This window comes from Achromobacter sp. 413638, assembly GCF_043119405.1.
In the GTDB taxonomy this organism is placed as follows: Bacteria; Pseudomonadota; Gammaproteobacteria; order Burkholderiales; family Burkholderiaceae_B; genus Achromobacter.
The window spans coordinates 26,054-44,088 of the sequence record NZ_JBICCO010000002.1; the positions used below are offsets into that span (position 1 = coordinate 26,054).

General features: G+C 66.5%; 16 protein-coding genes and 1 tRNA gene. 8 read left to right on the plus strand and 9 right to left on the minus strand.

Going from position 1 to position 18,035, the window contains the following annotated elements:
• Positions 1 to 106 precede the first annotated feature (106 nt).
• Complete coding sequence (gene aqpZ, locus ACEU5R_RS01340) at positions 107 to 814, minus strand: aquaporin Z (protein WP_103276548.1); 708 nt, start codon at positions 812 to 814, stop codon at positions 107 to 109.
• A gap of 176 nt (positions 815 to 990) precedes the next feature.
• Between aqpZ and ACEU5R_RS01345 the strand changes: the two genes are divergently transcribed.
• Complete coding sequence (locus ACEU5R_RS01345; RefSeq protein ID WP_103275089.1) at positions 991 to 1,404, plus strand: hypothetical protein; 414 nt, start codon at positions 991 to 993, stop codon at positions 1,402 to 1,404.
• Between the two features lie 19 nt (positions 1,405 to 1,423).
• Here ACEU5R_RS01345 and ACEU5R_RS01350 read toward each other — a convergent pair whose 3' ends face one another.
• Positions 1,424 to 1,816, minus strand: coding sequence for a VOC family protein (locus tag ACEU5R_RS01350; RefSeq protein WP_103275090.1), 393 nt, complete (start codon positions 1,814 to 1,816; stop codon positions 1,424 to 1,426).
• Between the two features lie 150 nt (positions 1,817 to 1,966).
• On the opposite strand from ACEU5R_RS01350, the gene ACEU5R_RS01355 reads away from it, so the two are divergent.
• Positions 1,967 to 2,365: a lysozyme inhibitor LprI family protein gene (locus ACEU5R_RS01355; protein WP_103275091.1), complete on the plus strand. Its 399-nt coding sequence runs from the start codon at positions 1,967 to 1,969 to the stop codon at positions 2,363 to 2,365.
• A gap of 18 nt (positions 2,366 to 2,383) precedes the next feature.
• Complete coding sequence (locus tag ACEU5R_RS01360) at positions 2,384 to 3,295, plus strand: GNAT family N-acetyltransferase (protein ID WP_392408874.1); 912 nt, start codon at positions 2,384 to 2,386, stop codon at positions 3,293 to 3,295.
• Between the two features lie 222 nt (positions 3,296 to 3,517).
• Here ACEU5R_RS01360 and ACEU5R_RS01365 read toward each other — a convergent pair whose 3' ends face one another.
• The 7 genes from ACEU5R_RS01365 to ACEU5R_RS01395 all read right to left on the minus strand — a co-directional run bounded on the left by ACEU5R_RS01365 (position 3,518) and on the right by ACEU5R_RS01395 (position 11,644).
• Positions 3,518 to 4,681 (minus strand): iron-containing alcohol dehydrogenase, encoded by a 1,164-nt coding sequence (locus ACEU5R_RS01365; protein ID WP_392408875.1) that lies wholly within the window; start codon positions 4,679 to 4,681, stop codon positions 3,518 to 3,520.
• 14 nt (positions 4,682 to 4,695) lie between these two features.
• Positions 4,696 to 6,093: an aldehyde dehydrogenase family protein gene (locus ACEU5R_RS01370; protein WP_392408876.1), complete on the minus strand. Its 1,398-nt coding sequence runs from the start codon at positions 6,091 to 6,093 to the stop codon at positions 4,696 to 4,698.
• 23 nt (positions 6,094 to 6,116) lie between these two features.
• Positions 6,117 to 7,514, minus strand: coding sequence for a glutamine synthetase family protein (locus tag ACEU5R_RS01375; RefSeq protein ID WP_233772480.1), 1,398 nt, complete (start codon positions 7,512 to 7,514; stop codon positions 6,117 to 6,119).
• Between the two features lie 256 nt (positions 7,515 to 7,770).
• Entirely contained in the window at positions 7,771 to 8,760 is a 990-nt protein-coding gene (locus ACEU5R_RS01380) for a helix-turn-helix domain-containing protein (protein ID WP_392408877.1), read from the minus strand.
• A 111-nt stretch (positions 8,761 to 8,871) separates the two neighbouring features.
• The gene (eat, locus tag ACEU5R_RS01385; RefSeq protein ID WP_392408878.1) at positions 8,872 to 10,284 is read right to left on the minus strand and encodes an ethanolamine permease; all 1,413 of its coding nucleotides are present in this window, start codon (positions 10,282 to 10,284) and stop codon (positions 8,872 to 8,874) included.
• Between the two features lie 567 nt (positions 10,285 to 10,851).
• Positions 10,852 to 11,124 carry a DUF2164 domain-containing protein gene (locus ACEU5R_RS01390; RefSeq protein WP_103275098.1) on the minus strand — a complete coding sequence of 91 codons (273 nt, stop codon included), beginning with the start codon at positions 11,122 to 11,124 and terminating at the stop codon, positions 10,852 to 10,854.
• A gap of 433 nt (positions 11,125 to 11,557) precedes the next feature.
• Positions 11,558 to 11,644, minus strand: a tRNA-Leu gene (locus tag ACEU5R_RS01395).
• A 45-nt stretch (positions 11,645 to 11,689) separates the two neighbouring features.
• On the opposite strand from ACEU5R_RS01395, the gene dapC reads away from it, so the two are divergent.
• The 5 genes from dapC (at position 11,690) to ACEU5R_RS01420 (ending at position 17,951) form a co-directional block, all read left to right on the plus strand.
• A complete protein-coding gene (gene dapC / locus ACEU5R_RS01400; RefSeq protein ID WP_392408879.1) occupies positions 11,690 to 12,886 on the plus strand; it encodes a succinyldiaminopimelate transaminase in 1,197 nt (398 codons plus the stop codon).
• Between the two features lie 29 nt (positions 12,887 to 12,915).
• Positions 12,916 to 13,737: a 2,3,4,5-tetrahydropyridine-2,6-dicarboxylate N-succinyltransferase gene (dapD, locus tag ACEU5R_RS01405; protein WP_212312547.1), complete on the plus strand. Its 822-nt coding sequence runs from the start codon at positions 12,916 to 12,918 to the stop codon at positions 13,735 to 13,737.
• The gene (dapE, locus tag ACEU5R_RS01410) at positions 13,737 to 14,891 is read left to right on the plus strand and encodes a succinyl-diaminopimelate desuccinylase (RefSeq protein WP_103275101.1); all 1,155 of its coding nucleotides are present in this window, start codon (positions 13,737 to 13,739) and stop codon (positions 14,889 to 14,891) included. The genes dapD and dapE overlap by 1 nt, the downstream gene beginning before the upstream one ends.
• Positions 14,892 to 14,982: 91 nt before the next feature.
• Complete coding sequence (gene prmB / locus ACEU5R_RS01415; protein WP_392408880.1) at positions 14,983 to 15,876, plus strand: 50S ribosomal protein L3 N(5)-glutamine methyltransferase; 894 nt, start codon at positions 14,983 to 14,985, stop codon at positions 15,874 to 15,876.
• 143 nt (positions 15,877 to 16,019) lie between these two features.
• Positions 16,020 to 17,951: an ABC-F family ATP-binding cassette domain-containing protein gene (locus tag ACEU5R_RS01420; RefSeq protein WP_103275103.1), complete on the plus strand. Its 1,932-nt coding sequence runs from the start codon at positions 16,020 to 16,022 to the stop codon at positions 17,949 to 17,951.
• The last annotated feature ends 84 nt before the right edge of the window (positions 17,952 to 18,035 follow it).

The window sequence follows — 18,035 nt, forward strand, 5'->3', positions numbered from 1 at the left end:
GGCGGAATCCATGAGAGTATCGAGCGGCGACTTACGGCGTCCTGAGTCCCGCCAGAACGCCACAAGGCGCAAGCCGGCCCCGCACCTGGGCCGTCGGCGAGCCTGCTTACTCGTTCTCGGGCCGGCTGACCAGGCGGTAGGCGATCGCGCCCACCACGGCGCCGGCGATCGGCGCCACCCAGAACAGCCACAGCTGCTCCACCGCCCAACCGCCGACGAACAGGGCCGGGCCGGTCGAACGCGCCGGATTCACCGAGGTGTTGGTCACCGGGATGCTGACCAGATGGATCAGCGTCAGGGCCAGGCCGATGGGAATGCCCGCGAATCCGGCGGGCGCGCGCTTGCTGGTGGCGCCCAGGATCACGAAGATGAAGCCGGCGGTCAGCACCAGCTCGGCGGTGAAAGCCGCCGCCAGCGAGTACTTGCCGGGAGAATGATCGCCATAGCCATTGGCGGCGAAGCCGCTGGCCTGCAGGTCGAACCCCGTCTTGCCCGTAGCGATGCAGGCCAGCACCGCCGCCGCCGCGACGGCGCCCAGCACCTGGGCCACGACATAGGGCAGGACGTCCCTGGCGGGAAAACGCCCGCCCGCCAGCAACCCCACGGTCACCGCAGGGTTGAAATGCCCGCCTGAGATATGGCCCACGGCGAAGGCCATGGTCAGCACCGTCAGGCCGAACGCCAGGGCGACGCCGGCATAGCCGATGCCCACATCGGGCACGCCGGCGGCCAGCACCGCCGCGCCGCAGCCGCCCAGCACCAGCCAGAAAGTCCCGAAAAACTCGGCCCCGCACCGTTTCGACAAAGCATGCATGATGGTGGTCCCTTGGACTGAAAATCCAAAGATATCGCGCCGCGCCATCCCAGACTTCAAAGCATTGCAAAGTCGGCGCCGGCGCCACGCGCCTGGATGCTGCCTTAAGTCGCCGCTCGAATTGCCGTCAACCCGGCAACGCAAGCTCCAGATATCGCCTATTCGGAACCGATTTCATGTCCATCACGGATGCCGCCTCCGCGCCGCCAAACCTGTATCAGAAACCCGCGCAATTCGTCGACGGCCCGACGCGGCCGCTGGCCCCCCTGTCCGGCCAGTCCCTGGCCGGCAGCCCGGCCCGCGACCTGCCGGCCGGCACCATCGTCGACCTGCCCAGCGTGCGCTATAGCAACGGCCAGATGGAAATGCGCCCGGCGGACCGCGCCACGGCCGCCCTGATGGGCGTGGTGCAGCCGCGCGCGTTCGAGGCGTTCAAGGCGGCGCTGCTGAACGACGGCGACTGGCGCGGCTTGCTGCATGCATTCGAACGCAGCATTCCGCAGAATCCGGAATGGCGGCTGGGGGAATACCGCATCGCGGCCGGCGAGTTCCTCAAGAGCACCGGCTATCTGCTGGACCTGCGGGCCTGAGACCCACGGATCCGGCCGGTCATGCCTGGATCGGGCTGCACAGTTCGACCAGCGAACCGTCCGGGCATCGGACATAGGACACGACCTGGCCCCAAGGCTTGGTCTCTGGCGCGCTGAGCTGGGTCGCGCCCGCGTTGACCGCGCGGACATGCGCGCCGGCCACGTCCTGCGTCACGAAGGCTATCTCCACGCCCAGCGGCCTGGCCGACGCGGCCGCCGGGATCACGCCGCCTTCGAAATGCAGGTCAGCCAGTTCGCTCGCGGCGAAGGCCAGCGTGGTTTCGCCGGTTTCCAGTTCGCCGTAGGTATTCGACTCATGCAGGAAACGGCGCGCAAAGCCAAAGGCATCCTCGAAAAACCGCAGCGAGGCCGGGACATCCGGCACGTAGATAATGGTGTAGCCAAATTTCATGGTTCTTCCTGATTCGGTTATGGTTCAGCGGCGGCCGGCCGATCCGACGCACGACATTCTGCGATTATCCATGCCTCTCGACTTGCCGCGCGACGATCCGGACCTGGCGTCCGTTCCTGCGATCCCCAACCATAGCCATCCGAATACGCCATGCCGAACCCGATCTCCCGCCTGCTCTGCGCCCTGCCCCTGCTGCTGCCCCTGGCCGCCGGCGCCGCGCCGGCCGTCGACTACAACACGCTGTATGACCGCTGCCTGACCGAGGCCGGCGCGGTCAACAACACATCGGTGCTGAGCTGTTCGGAATCGGTTTCGGCGCAGGTCAAGCGCGAGATCAACACGCTCTATGCGCGGCTGCATGCCAAACTCGCGCAGGAAGCGCCCGAGGACGCCGACAAGCTGGAACAGACGCAGAAGGCCTGGCTGCAATACCGCAACGGCCATTGCGCGCTCGCCACGTCCTATGTGGGCTCGCCGATGTACGGGCACTGCCCCATGCTGCTGAACATCGCCCGCGCGCTGGAGCTGCGCGAACTGGCGGGCGACTGAGGCGGCACGGATCCGGCCATGACGATCACGCTCGAACGCGTTCCCGCCAGCGGCCCGGCGCGGGAGGAACTCACCGCCCTGCTGCCCGGCTACCTGCGCGGCCTGGGCGTGGACGCCCACTACCCGTATCTGCCGCTGTATTGGACCGAAGCCGGCCGCTTTCCCTATCTGATCCGCGAGCAGGGCCGGACCGCAGGCTTCGCCCTGGTCCGGCAACTGCCCGACAGCGGCGCCTTCGAAATGGCCGAGTTCTGCGTGCTGCCCGACTTCCGCGCGCGGGGCCTGGGCGCGCAGGCCGCGCGCGCGCTGTTCGCCGCCCATCCGGGCGCCTGGCGCATCGGCATCATGGCAAACAACGCCGGCGCGCTGCGCTTCTGGCGCACGGTCGCGCCGCAGGCGGCCGTGCAGCCGCCGCGCGAAGCAGATGGCGAAGACGGATTCTGGATGCTGTCCTTGCCCGGCGCGCCTCCGACCCGCGCGTCCGACCAGACCGCGCCGCCCCAGGATGCGCAGCAAGTCCGCGTGGCGACGCCGGCGGACACGCCAGCCATCCTCGCGGTCGACGCCCTGGCCCTGGCGGATCCCGCGCGCGCCAGGCAGATCACGCGGGCCATCGAACAGGGACAATGCCGGGTCGCGCTCGACGCCGGCCGCATCGTGGGCTATGTGATGCAGGACCACGGCTTTTTCGGACACGGCTTCGTATCGCTCATCGTCGTCGCCGCCGCTTGCCGGCGCCAGGGCGTGGCGCTGCGCCTGCTGCAAGCGGCCGTGACCGCTTGCGATACAGCCAAGCTTTTCACGTCGACCAACCAGTCCAATGTCGCCGCCCGGCGCCTGATGGCCAAGGCCGGTTTCGTGCCCAGCGGCATGATCGAAAACCTGGACGAAGGCGACCCGGAACTCGTCTACGTCAAGTTCGTCCGCTGAACGCCAGGCTCGGCGGCAGATTCACAACCACAACAATCCTTCACACAACTTCATACCATGCGCTCCCGCGCTTGCTAAGCTTCTCCTGCCACCGTTCCTGGCATCCCCCGCCCGTAACCGGTGGCACTGCGCCCCAGGCAACGTGCGGTTGTCTGGGGCGTTTTCTTTGCCATGGCCCCGCCCACGCCTGCACGGATGGCCATCCGGACAAAGACGGCGTCGCTACAGCACGCCTTCGACCGCGTTCACCAGGATGCCCGCATACGCCTGCGGCGTGAACGGAATCGGATTAGTGCCGGCCGAGCCATCGGCGTGCGCCATCCTGCCGATGCGTTCCGCCTCCTTCGCGTCGATGCCGATCTGCGCAAGCGTGTGCGGGATGCCCAGGGCGGCACGCATCTCCAGCACCCAATCCAGAAAGCTGTCGAAGGACGGATCCGGCAGCTCCAGATAGCGCGCCAGCAGACCGATGCGCGACGCGATGACGCTCTGGTTGGCGCGCAGCACATATGGCATCAGGATCGCGTTGAGCAGGCCGTGATGCGCGTCGTACAGCGCACCCAACGGGTGCGCCAGGGCGTGCATCGCGCCCAGGCCGCGCTGGAAAGCCGTCGCGCCCATGCTCGACGCCACCAGCATTTGCAGGCGCGCCTCCAGATCCGCGCCGTTTTCGCAGGCGCGCGGCAGATAGTCCTTGACCAGGCGGATGCCTTCCACCGCGATACCCACGGCCATCGGATGGTAGAACGGCGAACAATACGCCTCCAGGCTGTGCGACAGGGCGTCCATGCCGGTGGCGGCCGTGATCTTCGGCGGCAGGCCGACCGTCAGTTCCGGGTCCAGGATGACCACCGCCGGCAGCATCTTCGCATGGAAGATGATGCGCTTGACGTGCTCGCGCTCATCGGTGATGACCGAGGCGCGGCCGACTTCCGAGCCGGTGCCTGCCGTCGTCGGAATGGCGACCACGGGCGCCATGCCCGCGACGTTCACGCGCAGGTGGTTGTCGCCGACGTCCTCGAAATCCCAGAGCGGCCGGTCCTGGCCCGCCATCAAGGCGATCGCCTTGGCGGCATCGAGCGCCGAGCCGCCGCCGAATGCGATGACGCCATCATGGCCGCCGGCCTTGAACGCCACCACGCCGTCATCGACGTTCTTGCCGGTCGGATTGCCCTTGATGGCATGGAACAGGCCCGCGTCCAGGCCGGCCGAGCGGCATGAATCCAGCAGCTTCACCGTCATCGGCAACGCCGCCAGCCCCGGGTCCGTCACCAGCAGCGGCCGCTTCATGCCCAGGCTGGCACACCATTGCGGCAGTTCGCTGGCGCGTCCCGCGCCCACCTTGACCGAGGTCGGATAATTCCAGTTTGCAATCGGGAGAGTCATGTTTTTCTCAAGGACTAGGGTTGGACATGCCGCTTCAGGTGGAAGGACTTCGGACGGGTCAGATGCTCATAGCCGACCTGCGAGAGCGTGGCCCCGCGCCCCGAGTGCTTCACGCCGGTCCATGCCAGCGCCGGATCCAGGTAGTCGCAGCGATTCATGAAGAACGTGCCCGTCTCCAGGCGCTGGCCGATGCCGATCGCCGCCTGCTCGTCGGTGGTGAATACACTGGCGGTCAGGCCGTAAGGGCTGGAGTTCATCAGCGCGATCGCCTGCTCGTCGTCCCGGACCGGCATGATGCCGACGACCGGGCCGAAGCATTCATCGTTCATCAGCGTCATCGTGTGATCCACGTTGACGAACAGGCCCGGCGCCAGATACGGTCCGCCATCGTCAGCCCTGCCGAACACCTGCTGATCAATGAGATTCTTCGCGCCCTTCGCCAGCGCGTCGGCAATGACGGCGCGCACGCCATCAGCCGCCGAGGCGCGGACGACCGGGCCCAGCGTCGTCGCCGGGTCCAGCGGATTTCCCAGCACATACTGGTTCGTCAGCGCCACGGCGCGCTGAACGAACGCGTCATAGTGGCGCTGCGCGACGTAGATGCGCTGGATGCCGCAGCAGGACTGCCCGCTATTGAAAAACGCGCCGTCCACCAGCGTCTCGACGGCATGGCCGAGGTTGGCGTCTTCGCGCACATAGGCCGGATCGTTGCCGCCCAGTTCCAGGCCGACGCCGATGAAGCGGCCGGCGGCGGCCTGCTCGATGGCGCGCCCGCCGGCCACCGATCCCGTGAAGCAGACGACGTTGACCTGATTGGATTCGATGATGCGGCGAACGGCATCATGGTCGACGTGCAGGTACTGGAACAGACCCGGCGGCAGATCGGCCTCGACGAAGGCCTGGTGGATCCATTCGGCGCAAAGCGGCGTCTGGTCAGAGTGCTTCAGGATGACCGCGTTGCCGGCCGCCAGCGCCGGCACGATGCTGTTCACCGCCGTCAGCAGCGGGTAGTTCCACGGCGCGATCGTGAAAACCACGCCTGCCGGTTCGCGCGTGATGTAGCGGGTGTAGCCTTCCTGCGGCGGCGCCTGGATCGGCCTCAGCGACGCTTCGGCGATCGACAGCATGTGGCGGGCGCGCGCGGCGAATCCGTCCACCTCGCCGCCGGCATAGCGGATCGGCCGCCCCATCTGGCGCGTGATGCCTTCGGCGATGATCTCCTTGTTGGCGACAAAGCGGTCGATCGCGGTGCTCAGGATCCTGATGCGATGCGCGATCGGCTGCCTGGCCCAGTCCTTCTGAACTGCGTGCGCGTGCGTCAGCGCCTGCGCGATCTGCGTGTCCGTCGCCAGATCGCGCTGAACGTACAGGCTGCCATCGATGGGGCTGATGGTGGTCAGTTGCTTTTTCATGACGGTCTCTCGACGACTGGAACCTAGATGATTTCGAAATAGCGCTTGAGCTCCCAGTCCGTCACATGACGGCGGAACTGGCGCTCCTCCCACTCGCGCGTGGCCACGAAATGCTCGACGAACGCATCGCCGAACAGCTCGCGCCCCACTGCCGATGCGCGCAGGCGCTGCGCCGCGTCCCATAGCGAGCTGGGCAGCTTCAGATGATCGGGAAACTGCTGCGTGTAGGCATTGCCCGTGACGATGGGCTGGAGTTTCAGCTTGTGCTCGATGCCGTGGAGACCCGCGCCCAGGGCCGCGGCCAGGGCGATGTACGGATTCGCGTCCGCGGAGCCGATGCGCACCTCGACGCGCTGCGACTTTTCCGTTCCCGGAATCAGGCGCAAGGCCGTGGTGCGGTTTTCCACGCCCCAGGTGGCGTCCAGCGGCGCCCAATAACCCGGCACCAGACGCGAATAGCTGTTGACCGTCTGCCCGTACATGCTCATGAATTCCGGCAGGAATTGCTGGACGCCGGCGATGAAGTGCTCCTGCACCACGCTCATGTTGTGCGGCCGCGATTCATCGTGGAACGCCGACTTCCCTGATTCCCGCTCGCGCAGCGACATGTGGATGTGGCCGCTCTGGCCGGGCTCGTTGTGCGACCACTTCGCCATGAACGTGGCCATCAGGCCGTTGCGCTGGGCCAGGGCCTTGGTGAAGCACTTGAACAGCATGGCCTTGTCGGCCATCGCCAAGGCTTCGTCGACCGCCAGCGCGGCCTCCAGCACGCCCGGTCCCGTCTCGGTGTGCAGCCCCTCGATCGGCATGTCCATGGTCTCGGTCATGTCGATGAGGTCGCGATAGAAATCGCTGTTCACCGTGCTGCGCAGGATCGAATAGCCGAAGTTCCCGGGCGTCCAGCTCTTGAGGTTCTGGTAGTTCTTTTCGCGCACGCTGTGAGGCGTTTCCTCGAACACGAAGAACTCGTATTCCAGCGCCGAATACACGTCGTAGCCCAGGTCGCCGGCGCGCTTGATCACCCGGCGCAGGACGCCGCGCGGGCAGATGTCCTCGGCATCGCCGGCGAACTCCGCCAGGAAGAACAGCATCGGTTCGCCGTTCATGATTTCCAGCGGCAGCCGGCGGCAGCTCTGCGGAATGATGCGGACCTGCGCATCCGGGTAGGCCGTGTGCCAACCCGTGTACGACGCGTTGTCGTACATCTGATCGTCGGCGTCCCACCCCAGCACCACGCTGCAGAACGCGAACCCCGAGCGCAACGCGCAGACGAACTTGTCCTTGCGCAGATACTTGCCGCGCAGGATGCCGTCGACGTCGGACAGCCCCACCTTGATGTGAGTCAGCTTGCTGGCCTCGACCAATCGAATGGCGTCCTCGACCGTCTTGATATCGATACCCGACTTACCCTGCGTGTCCACGATTGACGTCTCCACTGTTGCTGTCTTCGATACAAGCTCATCGAACGCGACGGCCTGATTGCATCCCGTCCTTTCGATGCGTCCATGGTAATGAGGGGCATCGCGCAACCCGTATCGACTTTTGGCAAAGAATCGCCCTCTACTGGTTAACCATGAGCGAGGTGAATCAAGCGTGATTGCAATCGCCGACGGCGCGCGCATGGCCGCGCCGCCCGCGCGGCGGCCATGCCAGCGACGCGATGTGCCGTGAGCCGGCTCAGCCCGCGCTGGCGCCGCCCGCGAGCAGGGTGTCGGAAGGCAGCACGCCGAACAGCGTCCGATAGTCCTGGGCAAACTGGCTCATGTGCCAGAAGCCCCAGGATGAGGCGACCTGATGGATGGTGGTCGAACCGCGCTCGCGCGCTGACAGCTCTCGACGCACGCCATTGAGCCGCAACGCGCGCAGGTAGTTCTGCGGCGTCGTGTCGTAGGCATATTCAAAACAGTATTGAAGCGTTCTGCGGCTGACGTGCAGCACGCCGCAAAGCTCCAGGATGCCGACCGCCCTGTCCCGGTTGGCCAGCGCGAAATCGCGGGCATCGGAAGCGATCTGGACCCGACGCGCGCTCGAGATGTGGCGGGCCTTCTGGCGCGTCGTCGGCAACACGCCGGACTCGACCAGCGTGGCGAATATCGTCGTTTCCACGTTGTGCTGCGCGGCGCCCCCGGAGGCATCGGCGGCGCTGCGCCCTTCCCGCAGGATCATCTGCAGCATCTCGCTCAGCGCATGCCGCCTCTGCGCGCCGATACAGATGATCTCGTTGCTGGTGTGGATCTGCCGCAACGTCGATTCGCAGTACTGCTCGGCGTAGCGCATGAGCGCATCCGCGTTCACCACCACGCCGAGAATCGAATAGTCGGGCGGCGTCAGCAGTTCGAATTCACAGCCGCCCGGACGAAAGGCCAGCACCTCCGTCGAGATGGGCGTGGCATGGATGCTGCCGGCGGCATCGCGTCCGACCGGAATGCCGAACCACCATGCGCCATCCGGAATCTCGCACAGCTGATGCAGCTTGTGGCTGGTCGTTTCGCAAAACAGATGCGTGGCCGAGAAATTCAGCTCGGTAAGACTGCCGACAAACGGTCCGGGAGTCAGCTGGTCGTAGGTCTGCTTCCAGCCGCACAAGGTCGCCGCCTGCTCGTCGGCATCGTGCGACACGATCTGGCGCGCCTTGAACTCGCGGACTGATGTAGAGGTTTCGAGCATCTCGTGGCGACCTCATCGATTGCCGTCAGGCGGCTGCGGCAGCGCCCCATGTCGAGGCCGCGGCCAGCTTGGCATCACGAAGAATCGGTTGGCGCCTGGCATCATGTTCCCCTACTCCGGCCTCACGGCCTCTTCGAGCAACTCGGCCGCATCGTCCTTGCGCCTTCCCCTGGTCATCAGGAAGTAGACGTAGCCCAGCGCCATGAAGGCCGCGAACAGCAGCGCGACCTCGCGGTTATAGTAGATCATCGTCACCAGACAGACGATGGCCGCCACCAGGGAAAACCCTGGGAAAAAGGGATACAACGGCGCGCGGAACGGGCGGGCCAGCCCGGGCTCCGTTTTCCTCAGCTTGAACAGCGAGAGGATGCTGATGATGTACATCACGATGGCGCCGAACACCGACATCGTCACGATGTTCGCGGTGAGCGCCTGGCCGGCGAACTGCACGTACTGGTCGCTGAAGATGGCGATGATGCCGACCACGCCGCCAGCCAGGATGGCCCGGTGCGGCGTCCTGAAGCGCGGGTGCAGCTTCGCCAGCCACGCCGGCAGATAGCCTTCGCGGCCCAGCGCGTAGATCTGGCGCGAGTAGCCGAGGATGATGCCGTGGAACGAGGCGACCAGGCCGAACAGCCCAAGCCAGATCAGCATGTGCATCCAGCCGCTGTTTTCCCCCACGATGAGCTTCATGGCCTGCGGCAGCGGATCGTTGATGTCCGCCAGCAGTTTCCAGTCGCCCACGCCGCCCGCGAACAGCATCACGCCCATCGCCAGCACCACCAGCGTCAGGATGCCCGTGATGTACGCGATCGGAATCGAACGCCTGGGATTCTTGGCTTCCTCCGCCGCCATGGCGACGCCCTCGATCGCGAGGAAGAACCAGATGGCGAACGGCACCGCGCCAAGGATGCCGCCAAACGTGCCCATCGAAAAGTTGTCGGCGCCAGCCCAGCCGCCCTGCGTGAAGTTCGACCAGTGGAATCCCGGAGCCACGACGCCCATGAACACGAGCAGCTCGAACACGGCCAGCAGCGTGATCGTGAGCTCGAACGCCGCGGCGATCTGCACGCCAACGATGTTCAGCGACATGAAGATGAGATAGGCGCCCACCGCCGCGGTGGTGGGCGAAAGCCCGGGAAACTGGATATGGAGATACGCGCCGATGGCCAGCGAAATGGCGGGCGGCGCGAACACGAATTCGACCAGCGTCGCCATGCCGGCAATGTATCCGCCCACCGGGCCGAACGCCCGCTTGGCGTAGGCGAAAGGCCCGCCCGCGTGCGGAATCGAGGTGGTGAGTTCGGTGAAGCTGAAGATGAACGTCGTGTACATCGCCGCGACGAAGGCCGACGTGACCAGAAAGCCCAGCGTCCCGGCCTTCGCCCAGCCGTAGCTCCAGCCGAAATACTCGCCGGAGATCACGAGCCCGACGGCGATGCCCCACAGCTGCCAGGTGCCCAGCGTCTTCTTCAGACCGCCCTGGGTCGATCCGCCATGGGGATGGGAATTCACATTTGACATGCTTTCGTTTCCCGATGTGTCTGATACAGGACGTCCCGACGCTCGGACGGCATCCGGTGAAGAGGGTCCACGCTGCCGTGCCTAGCGCCGCGGAGGATGACTTCCCCTGCCTTCGGGACAAGTCAGCGCGTTCTTGCCTACGACCTTCCGCGGACGGGCTGTCGGAGCCTCTGGACGCGGACCATGCCCCTTGCCATGTTCTGGGTTGCGCCGGCGAGACCGTCCGCATGCGCAGCCTTGGCATTGCGTACCCTTCCGCCGCGCTCGGCCCGACTTGCCGGAGCGGCCGCGCGCAAGCAGGAAAGGTACGTTTTTGATGCTAATGATCAAAAGACTCAACGGGTTATCAAGATTTGGCAAACTTTCCCGGGATTAGGGATATCCCATATCCCGGCCGCGCCGCGTCCGTCCGACGTGGCGCCGGGAGCGGCGATGGAATTCGACATCTGCGGCACACGGCCATCCCCTGGCGCGCGGACAAAAGAGAAGCCCCGGAGCACTTGCGTGCCACGGGGCTCCAGACAGCGCCGGCCTGGCGCCGGATCAACGCCCGCGCAGGGCATCCGGTCACCGGCCGCGCTTGGCCTTGTCATGCTTGCGCCAGTAGGCGAATTCTTCCTCGTGGACTTCCAGGTCCAGCTCGGCAACGCGCGCCTGCAGCCTTTCCTGCACGTCGGCAACCGCCCGGTTGTAGATGACCGGCGCGATTTCCTCCAGGAAGAATCCCAGCAGCGCGCCGGCGGCGATATTGCCGATCGGCTCTTCCATGTTCTGGTCGAAATACCGCTGGATCGACGCGACCGCCGTATCGCGCAGTTCCCGTTCAAGTTCGATAGGCATCCTGCCCGCCTCGGTTTGCATTCATGAGGGCTACGAGACTAGAACAAAGCGCGCGGCAGGACAACGCAAGCCCGGCCGCGCAACATTATCCCGCCGGGCACACGGCCGCCTTGTTCCCGGCTTCAAGCCGCCCGCCATCGACGTAGCGCGTGAGCGCCCGCCACGGGTTCAAGGCATACAAGCGCCAGCGTTGCACAACCTTGAGCGATGATCATCCGGGTTGATCATCAAGATTGATTCCGGGTTGAATCCGGGTTGAATCCAGATGTGCGGAAAATGGATGCCATCAGCGGCCCCAATACCGGCCGCAAGGCCGTCGGCCTCTTCGGGGAGAACCTGGCATCAAGTGGTCGCCCATAGCCCAGACAGCCCCAAAAAGCCAAAAACAATGACAAGGTAAAAACCTAAGTCATTGTTTTTGATGGGAGTTTCTTGGTGCGAAGGAGGGGACTCGAACCCCTACACCTGTTACGGCGTCAGGACCTAAACCTGGTGCGTCTACCAATTTCGCCACCTTCGCTTTAGCCAAGCCCGCTATTGTAGCTTGCTTGTTAAAATCGTGCGCATGAACCCGCGCCTAGATGCCCTACACCCCTACCCGTTCGAGAAATTGCGGGCCTTGCTGGCCTCGGCCGGCACGCCGCCGGACGGGCTTGCCCCCATCAATCTGTCGATCGGCGAGCCCAAGCACGCCGCGCCGGAGCGCGTGGCGCAGGCCATCCGGGACGGCATGGCGGGGCTGTCGGTCTATCCGTCCACCAAGGGCGATCCGGCGCTGCGCCGGGCGATCTCCGCGTGGCTGGCGCGCCGCTACAGCATCCCCGCCCCCGACGCGGAAACCCAGGTGCTGCCCGCGCTGGGCTCGCGCGAAGCGCTGTTCGCCTTCACCCAGACGGTGATCGATCCCTCGGCCGGCGCGGTGGTGGTCTGCCCCAACCCGTTCTACCAGATCTACGAAGGCGCGACGCTGCTGGCCGGCGGCACACCCTATTACGTCAATGCCGACGCGGCGCGCAATTTCGGCTGCGACTGGAACCAGGTGCCGGAAGACATCTGGCGCAAGACGCGGCTGGTGTTCGTGTGCTCGCCGGGCAACCCGGCCGGCAACGTGATGTCGCTGGAAGAATGGAAGACGCTGTTCCAGCTGTCCGACCGCCACGGTTTCGTCATCGCGTCCGACGAATGCTATTCCGAGATCTACCTGGACGAAGGCAATCCGCCGCTGGGCGGTTTGCAGGCGGCGCGCCGCCTGGGCCGCGACGACTACCGCAACCTGGTGGCGTTCTCCAGCCTGTCCAAGCGCTCCAACGTGCCCGGCCTGCGCTCGGGCTTCGTGGCCGGGGACGCGGCGCTGATCGGCCGCTTCCTGCTGTACCGCACGTATCATGGCAGCGCCATGAGCCCCATTGTCACGGCCGGCAGCATCGCCGCCTGGACCGACGAGGAACACGTGAAGGAAAACCGGCGCATGTACCGCGAGAAGTTCGACGCGGTGCTGCCCATTCTGCGCGACGTCCTCAACGTGGACCGCCCGCAAGCCTCGTTCTACCTGTGGGCCGGCACGTCCGGCCCCGACACCGCCTTCGTGCGCGACCTCTACGGCCGCACCGGCGTGACTGTGCTGCCCGGCAGCTTCCTGGCGCGCGACGCCCACGGCGTCAATCCTGGCGAGAACCGGGTGCGCCTGGCGCTGGTCGCGCCGCTGGCCGAATGCGTGCAGGCCGCCGAGCGCATCGCGCATTTCGTCAAGACTTCCGTTTGACCAACCCCTCTTTGAAAAGCTGAGCCGTTATGACTCTCGACCTGCAAACCACCATCGAAAAGGCCTGGGAAGACCGGACCAACCTGTCGCCCGCCGACGCCAGCGCCGAAGTGCGCGAAGCGGTCGAGCACACCATCGACGGTCTGGACCTGGGCCGCCTGCGCGTGGCCGAAAAGATCAATGACGACTGGGTCGTGCATCAATGGATCAAGAAGGCCGTGCTGCTGTCGTTCCGCCTGAGCGAGAACGCCATCATGGGCCAGGCCCCGCTGCAGTTCTACGACAAGGTGCCGCTCAAGTTCTCCGAGTACGGCGACAACGCCTTCAAGCAAGGCGGCTACCGCGTGGTGCCGCCGGCCGTGGCCCGCCGTGGCGCCTACATCGCCCGCAATGTGGTGCTGATGCCCTCCTACGTCAACATCGGCGCCTACGTCGACGAAGGCACCATGGTCGACACCTGGGCCACGGTGGGCTCGTGCGCCCAGATCGGCAAGAACGTTCACCTGTCCGGCGGCGTCGGCATCGGCGGCGTGCTGGAGCCGCTGCAGGCCAACCCCACCATCATCGAGGACAACTGCTTCATCGGCGCCCGTTCCGAAGTGGTGGAAGGCGTGGTGGTCGAAGAGAACTCGGTGCTGGCCATGGGCGTGTTCCTGTCGCAAAGCACCAAGATCTATGACCGCGCCACCGGCAAGATCACCTACGGCCGCGTGCCGTCGGGCTCGGTGGTGGTGCCGGGCTCGCTGCCTTCGGCCGACGGTTCGCACAGCCTGGCCTGCGCCGTGATCGTCAAGCGCGTCGACGCGCAGACGCGCGCCAAGACCAGCATCAACGACCTGCTGAGGGCTTGATGAGCACGTCTTCCGGATCATCGGCCGTCCTGGACCTGGTCAAGGACCTGATCGCCCGCCCGTCTGTCACCCCGGCCGACGAGGACTGCCAGGCGACGCTGGCCGCGCGCCTGGAACGCATCGGTTTCCGCTGCGAGACCATCGCCCAGGGCGGCGTCACCAACCTGTGGGCACGGCGCGGAAGCGCCGCCCCGCTGGCGGTGTTCGCCGGCCACACGGACGTGGTGCCGCCGGGCCCGCGCGAGAAATGGCAGAGCGACCCGTTCACGCCGACCGAGCGCGACGGTTTCCTGTACGGCCGCGGCGCGGCCGACATGAAGAGTTCGATCGCCGCCTTCGTGGTGGCGGCCGAGGAATTCGTGGCGGCCCATCCGCAGCACGGCGGCTCGATCGCGCTGCTGATCACGTCCGACGAGGAAGGCCCCTCGATCGACGGCACCGCCATCGTCTGCGACGCGCTCAAGGCGCGTGGCGAACAGATGGACTTCTGCATCGTCGGCGAACCCACCTCGGGCGATACGCTGGGCGACATCTGCAAGAACGGCCGCCGCGGCTCGCTGTCCGGCACGCTGACGGTCAAGGGCGTGCAGGGCCACGTGGCCTACCCGCACCTGGCGCGCAACCCGGTGCACCAGCTGGCGCCGGCGCTGGCCGAGATCGTGGCCATCGAGTGGGACCAGGGCAATGAGTACTTCCCGCCCACCACGTTCCAGGTGTCGAACCTGAACTCGGGCACCGGCGCCACCAACGTGGTGCCGGGCGAGGCCGTGGCGCTGTTCAACTTCCGCTTCGCGACCGCCAGCACGCCCGACGGGCTGAAGGCGCGCGTGCATGAGGTGCTGGACCGCCATGGCCTGGAATACGAGCTGGACTGGGAACTGGGCGGCGAGCCCTTCCTGACCCCGCGCGGTTCGCTCAGCGAAGCGCTGTCCTCGGCCATCCTGGCCGAGACCGGCGTGACCACCGAGCTGTCGACCACCGGCGGCACGTCGGACGGCCGCTTCATCGCCAAGATCTGCCCGCAGGTCATCGAGTTCGGCCCCTGCAACGCCACCATCCACAAGGTGAATGAACGTATCGAGATCGCCTCGCTCGATCCGCTCAAGAACATCTACCGGCGCACGCTGGAAAACCTGCTGCCCGTCCAGCCCTGACGAGCTACACCCCGCGCCTGCCGCGCGGGACCGCCGCCCCCATGAAGGCCCGCCGGGTCGGACGGGGGCGGCTTCACGAATCCGAGTACACATGAATCCTGCCGCCCGCCACGAACTGCAAACGCTGCGCGACCTGATCCGCTACGGCGTGTCGCGCCTGAACGCCGCCCAGGTGGCGCTGGGCCATGGCAGCGACAATGCCTGGGACGAGGCGGTGTACCTGACGCTGCATGCGCTGCACTTGCCGCTGGACACGCTGGATCCCTTCCTGGACGCCCGCGTGCTGGCCGAGGAACGCGAGCGCGTGCTGGACCTGATCGACCGCCGCGTCACCGAACGCGTGCCGGCCGCCTACCTGACCAACGAGGCCTGGCTGCGCGGCCACCGCTTCTATGTGGACGCGCGCGTCATCGTGCCGCGCTCGCCCATCGCCGAACTGCTGGACCAGGGCCTGACGCCCTGGGTGCAGGATCCCTACGCCGTCGAGCACGTGCTGGACATGTGCACCGGCTCGGGCTGCCTGGCCATCCTGGGCGCGCTGGCCTTCCCCCATGCGCAGGTGGACGCCGTTGACGTGTCGCCGGACGCGCTGGACGTGGCCCGCCGCAACGTCGACGACTACGGCCTGGCCGAGCGGCTGGAACTGCACCAGAGCAACCTGTTCGACGCGCTGCCCGCGCGCCGCTACGACGTGATCCTGTGCAACCCGCCCTATGTGAACAGCGGCTCGATGGACGCGCTGCCGCAGGAATACCTGCACGAACCGCAACTGGCCCTGGCTGGCGGCGCGGACGGCATGGACCTGGTGCGCCGCATCCTGGAAGCCGCGCCGCGCTATCTGAGCGACGAGGGCGTGCTGGTGCTGGAAATCGGCCACGAGCGCGACTTCTTCGAAGCCGCCTTCCCCGAGCTGTCGCCCGTGTGGCTGGACACCGAGGAAGCCAGCGACCAGCTTCTGCTATTGACCCGAGAACAACTGAAGTAGATGGCCCACCCCCGAAGCGCTCACGCGCTTCCCCCTCTAGGGGGCATGCCTGCGGACCGGCAAAGCCGGCTCCGCGGCATCCCGACAGACGGCAACCGTTCGAACGGCGCGGGTGGCGCACAGCATGATGGAAAACGAGAAACGTGATACGCGCCCAAGGATTGACCGTGCGCCGCGGCACCAAGGTGCTGCTGGACGGCGCTGAGTTTGTTGTACACCCCGGCGAACGCGTGGGCATCGTCGGCAAGAACGGCGCCGGCAAGTCGACGCTGTTCGCGCTCCTGACAGGCGAGATCGACCAGGACGCCGGCGACCTGAGCCTGCCGGCCGGCTGGCGCATCGCCAGCGTCGAGCAGGAAATCCACGCCGACGAACGTCCCGCCCGCGAGTTCGTCATCGACGGCGACACCCATCTGCGCGAACTGCAGGCGCGCCGCGCCACGCTGGGCGACGACCAGGGCACGCAGATCGCCGAGACCGAGGCGGCGCTGGTGGAAGCCGGCGCCTGGAGCGCGGCCTCGCGCGCCGAGCAGTTGCTGGCCGGCCTGGGCTTCAAGCCGCAGGAATGGATGCAGCCTGTGCAGAGCTTCTCCGGCGGCTGGCGCATGCGCCTGGCGCTGGCGCGCGCGCTGATGGCGCCGTCCGAGCTGCTGCTGCTGGACGAACCCACCAACCACCTGGACCTGGACGCCATGCTGTGGCTGGAGAAATGGCTGGCGGCCTATCCCGGCACGGTGATGCTGATCTCCCACGACACCGAGTTCCTGGACGCGGTGGCGAAATCCATCCTGCATTTCGACCATGCCAAGCTGGTGCGCTACCGCGGCGGCTACAACGACTACCTGACGCAGCGCGCCGAGCGCCTGCGCCTGGGCAACATCGCCTACGAACGCCAGCAGCGCGAGGCCGCCCGCCTGCAGGGCTTCATCGACCGCTTCAAGGCCAAGGCATCCAAGGCCAAGCAGGCGCAGAGCCGGGTCAAGGCCCTGGCGCGCATGCAGGTGCTGGCGCCGCTGCAGGCCGAAGCCGGCATCGATATCCGCATTCCCTCGCCCGATCAGGTGCCGGATCCGCTGCTGACGCTGGAACACCTGTCCGCCGGGTACACCGACGCGGCCGGCAACACCGTGCCCATCCTGCGCGACGTGACGCTGATGGTGCGCGCCGGCAGCCGCGTCGGCGTGCTGGGCGCCAACGGCGCCGGCAAGAGCACGCTGATCAAGACGCTGGCCGAAGAGCTGCCGGTGCAGGCCGGCGAGCGCCGCGCCTCGCGCGGGCTGGCCATCGGCTATTTCCACCAGCACCAGCTCGACATGCTGGACGTGGACAGCACGCCGCTGGCGCACCTGGCGCGGCTGGCGCCCGAGGCGCGCGAGCAGGAGCTGCGCAACTACCTGGGCGGCTTCGGCTTCTCCGGCGACACGGTCAACGGCAAGGTCGGCCCCATGTCCGGCGGCGAAAAAGCCCGGCTGGCGCTGTCGCTCATCGTCTGGCAAAAGCCCAACCTGCTGCTGCTGGACGAACCCAGCAACCACCTGGACGTGGAAACCCGCGAGGCCCTGGCCGCCGCGCTGGCGGAGTTTGGCGGCAGCATGCTGCTGGTCTCGCACGACCGGCACCTGCTGCGCACCACGGTGGACAGTTTCTGGATCGTGGCCGACGGCGCCGTGCGCGAGTTCGACGGCGACCTGGAGGACTACCGCGACTGGCTGGCCGCGCGCAATGCGGGCGAGCGGGCCGAGGCGCGTGAAAACGCGGAAGGCGCCGATCCCGTCGTCGACCGCAAGGCCCAGCGCCGCGCCGAGGCCGAACAGCGCCAACGCCTCGCCGCCCTGCGCAAGCCGCTGGAAGCCAGGCTCGCCAAGGTCGAGACCGAGATGGAAAAGCTGCGCGCCAAGCTGCAGGCGCTGGATGCGACCATCGCCGATCCGGACCTGTACTCCGACGAACGCCGCGCCGAACGCCAGAAGGTCATGGCCGAGCACGGCGAACACGGCAAGCGCATGGACGAGCTGGAAGAGCAGTGGCTGGAGCTGCAAGGCTCGCTGGAGGAAATCGGGCAGTCCGAAGCCTGACGGCAAGCGGAGGGGGCGACAAGCCCCCTTCTTGACTGCCGTTCCATGCGCCTATTTGATATCAATAATTATTATCATTTATAC

Excerpts from the sequence above, each read along its gene's own strand:
- ACEU5R_RS01355 (WP_103275091.1), top strand. The coding sequence starts at position 1,967 with ATGCCGAACCCGATCTCCCGCCTGCTCTGCGCCCTGCCCCTGCTGCTG.
- ACEU5R_RS01365 (WP_392408875.1), bottom strand. The coding sequence starts at position 4,681 with ATGACTCTCCCGATTGCAAACTGGAATTATCCGACCTCGGTCAAGGTG.
- eat (WP_392408878.1), bottom strand. The coding sequence starts at position 10,284 with ATGTCAAATGTGAATTCCCATCCCCATGGCGGATCGACCCAGGGCGGT.
- dapC (WP_392408879.1), top strand. The coding sequence starts at position 11,690 with ATGAACCCGCGCCTAGATGCCCTACACCCCTACCCGTTCGAGAAATTG.
- dapE (WP_103275101.1), top strand. The coding sequence starts at position 13,737 with ATGAGCACGTCTTCCGGATCATCGGCCGTCCTGGACCTGGTCAAGGAC.
- ACEU5R_RS01390 (WP_103275098.1), bottom strand. The coding sequence starts at position 11,124 with ATGCCTATCGAACTTGAACGGGAACTGCGCGATACGGCGGTCGCGTCG.
- dapD (WP_212312547.1), top strand. The coding sequence starts at position 12,916 with ATGACTCTCGACCTGCAAACCACCATCGAAAAGGCCTGGGAAGACCGG.
- ACEU5R_RS01360 (WP_392408874.1), top strand. The coding sequence starts at position 2,384 with ATGACGATCACGCTCGAACGCGTTCCCGCCAGCGGCCCGGCGCGGGAG.
- ACEU5R_RS01370 (WP_392408876.1), bottom strand. The coding sequence starts at position 6,093 with ATGAAAAAGCAACTGACCACCATCAGCCCCATCGATGGCAGCCTGTAC.
- prmB (WP_392408880.1), top strand. The coding sequence starts at position 14,983 with ATGAATCCTGCCGCCCGCCACGAACTGCAAACGCTGCGCGACCTGATC.
- ACEU5R_RS01380 (WP_392408877.1), bottom strand. The coding sequence starts at position 8,760 with ATGCTCGAAACCTCTACATCAGTCCGCGAGTTCAAGGCGCGCCAGATC.
- aqpZ (WP_103276548.1), bottom strand. The coding sequence starts at position 814 with ATGCATGCTTTGTCGAAACGGTGCGGGGCCGAGTTTTTCGGGACTTTC.
- ACEU5R_RS01345 (WP_103275089.1), top strand. The coding sequence starts at position 991 with ATGTCCATCACGGATGCCGCCTCCGCGCCGCCAAACCTGTATCAGAAA.
- ACEU5R_RS01350 (WP_103275090.1), bottom strand. The coding sequence starts at position 1,816 with ATGAAATTTGGCTACACCATTATCTACGTGCCGGATGTCCCGGCCTCG.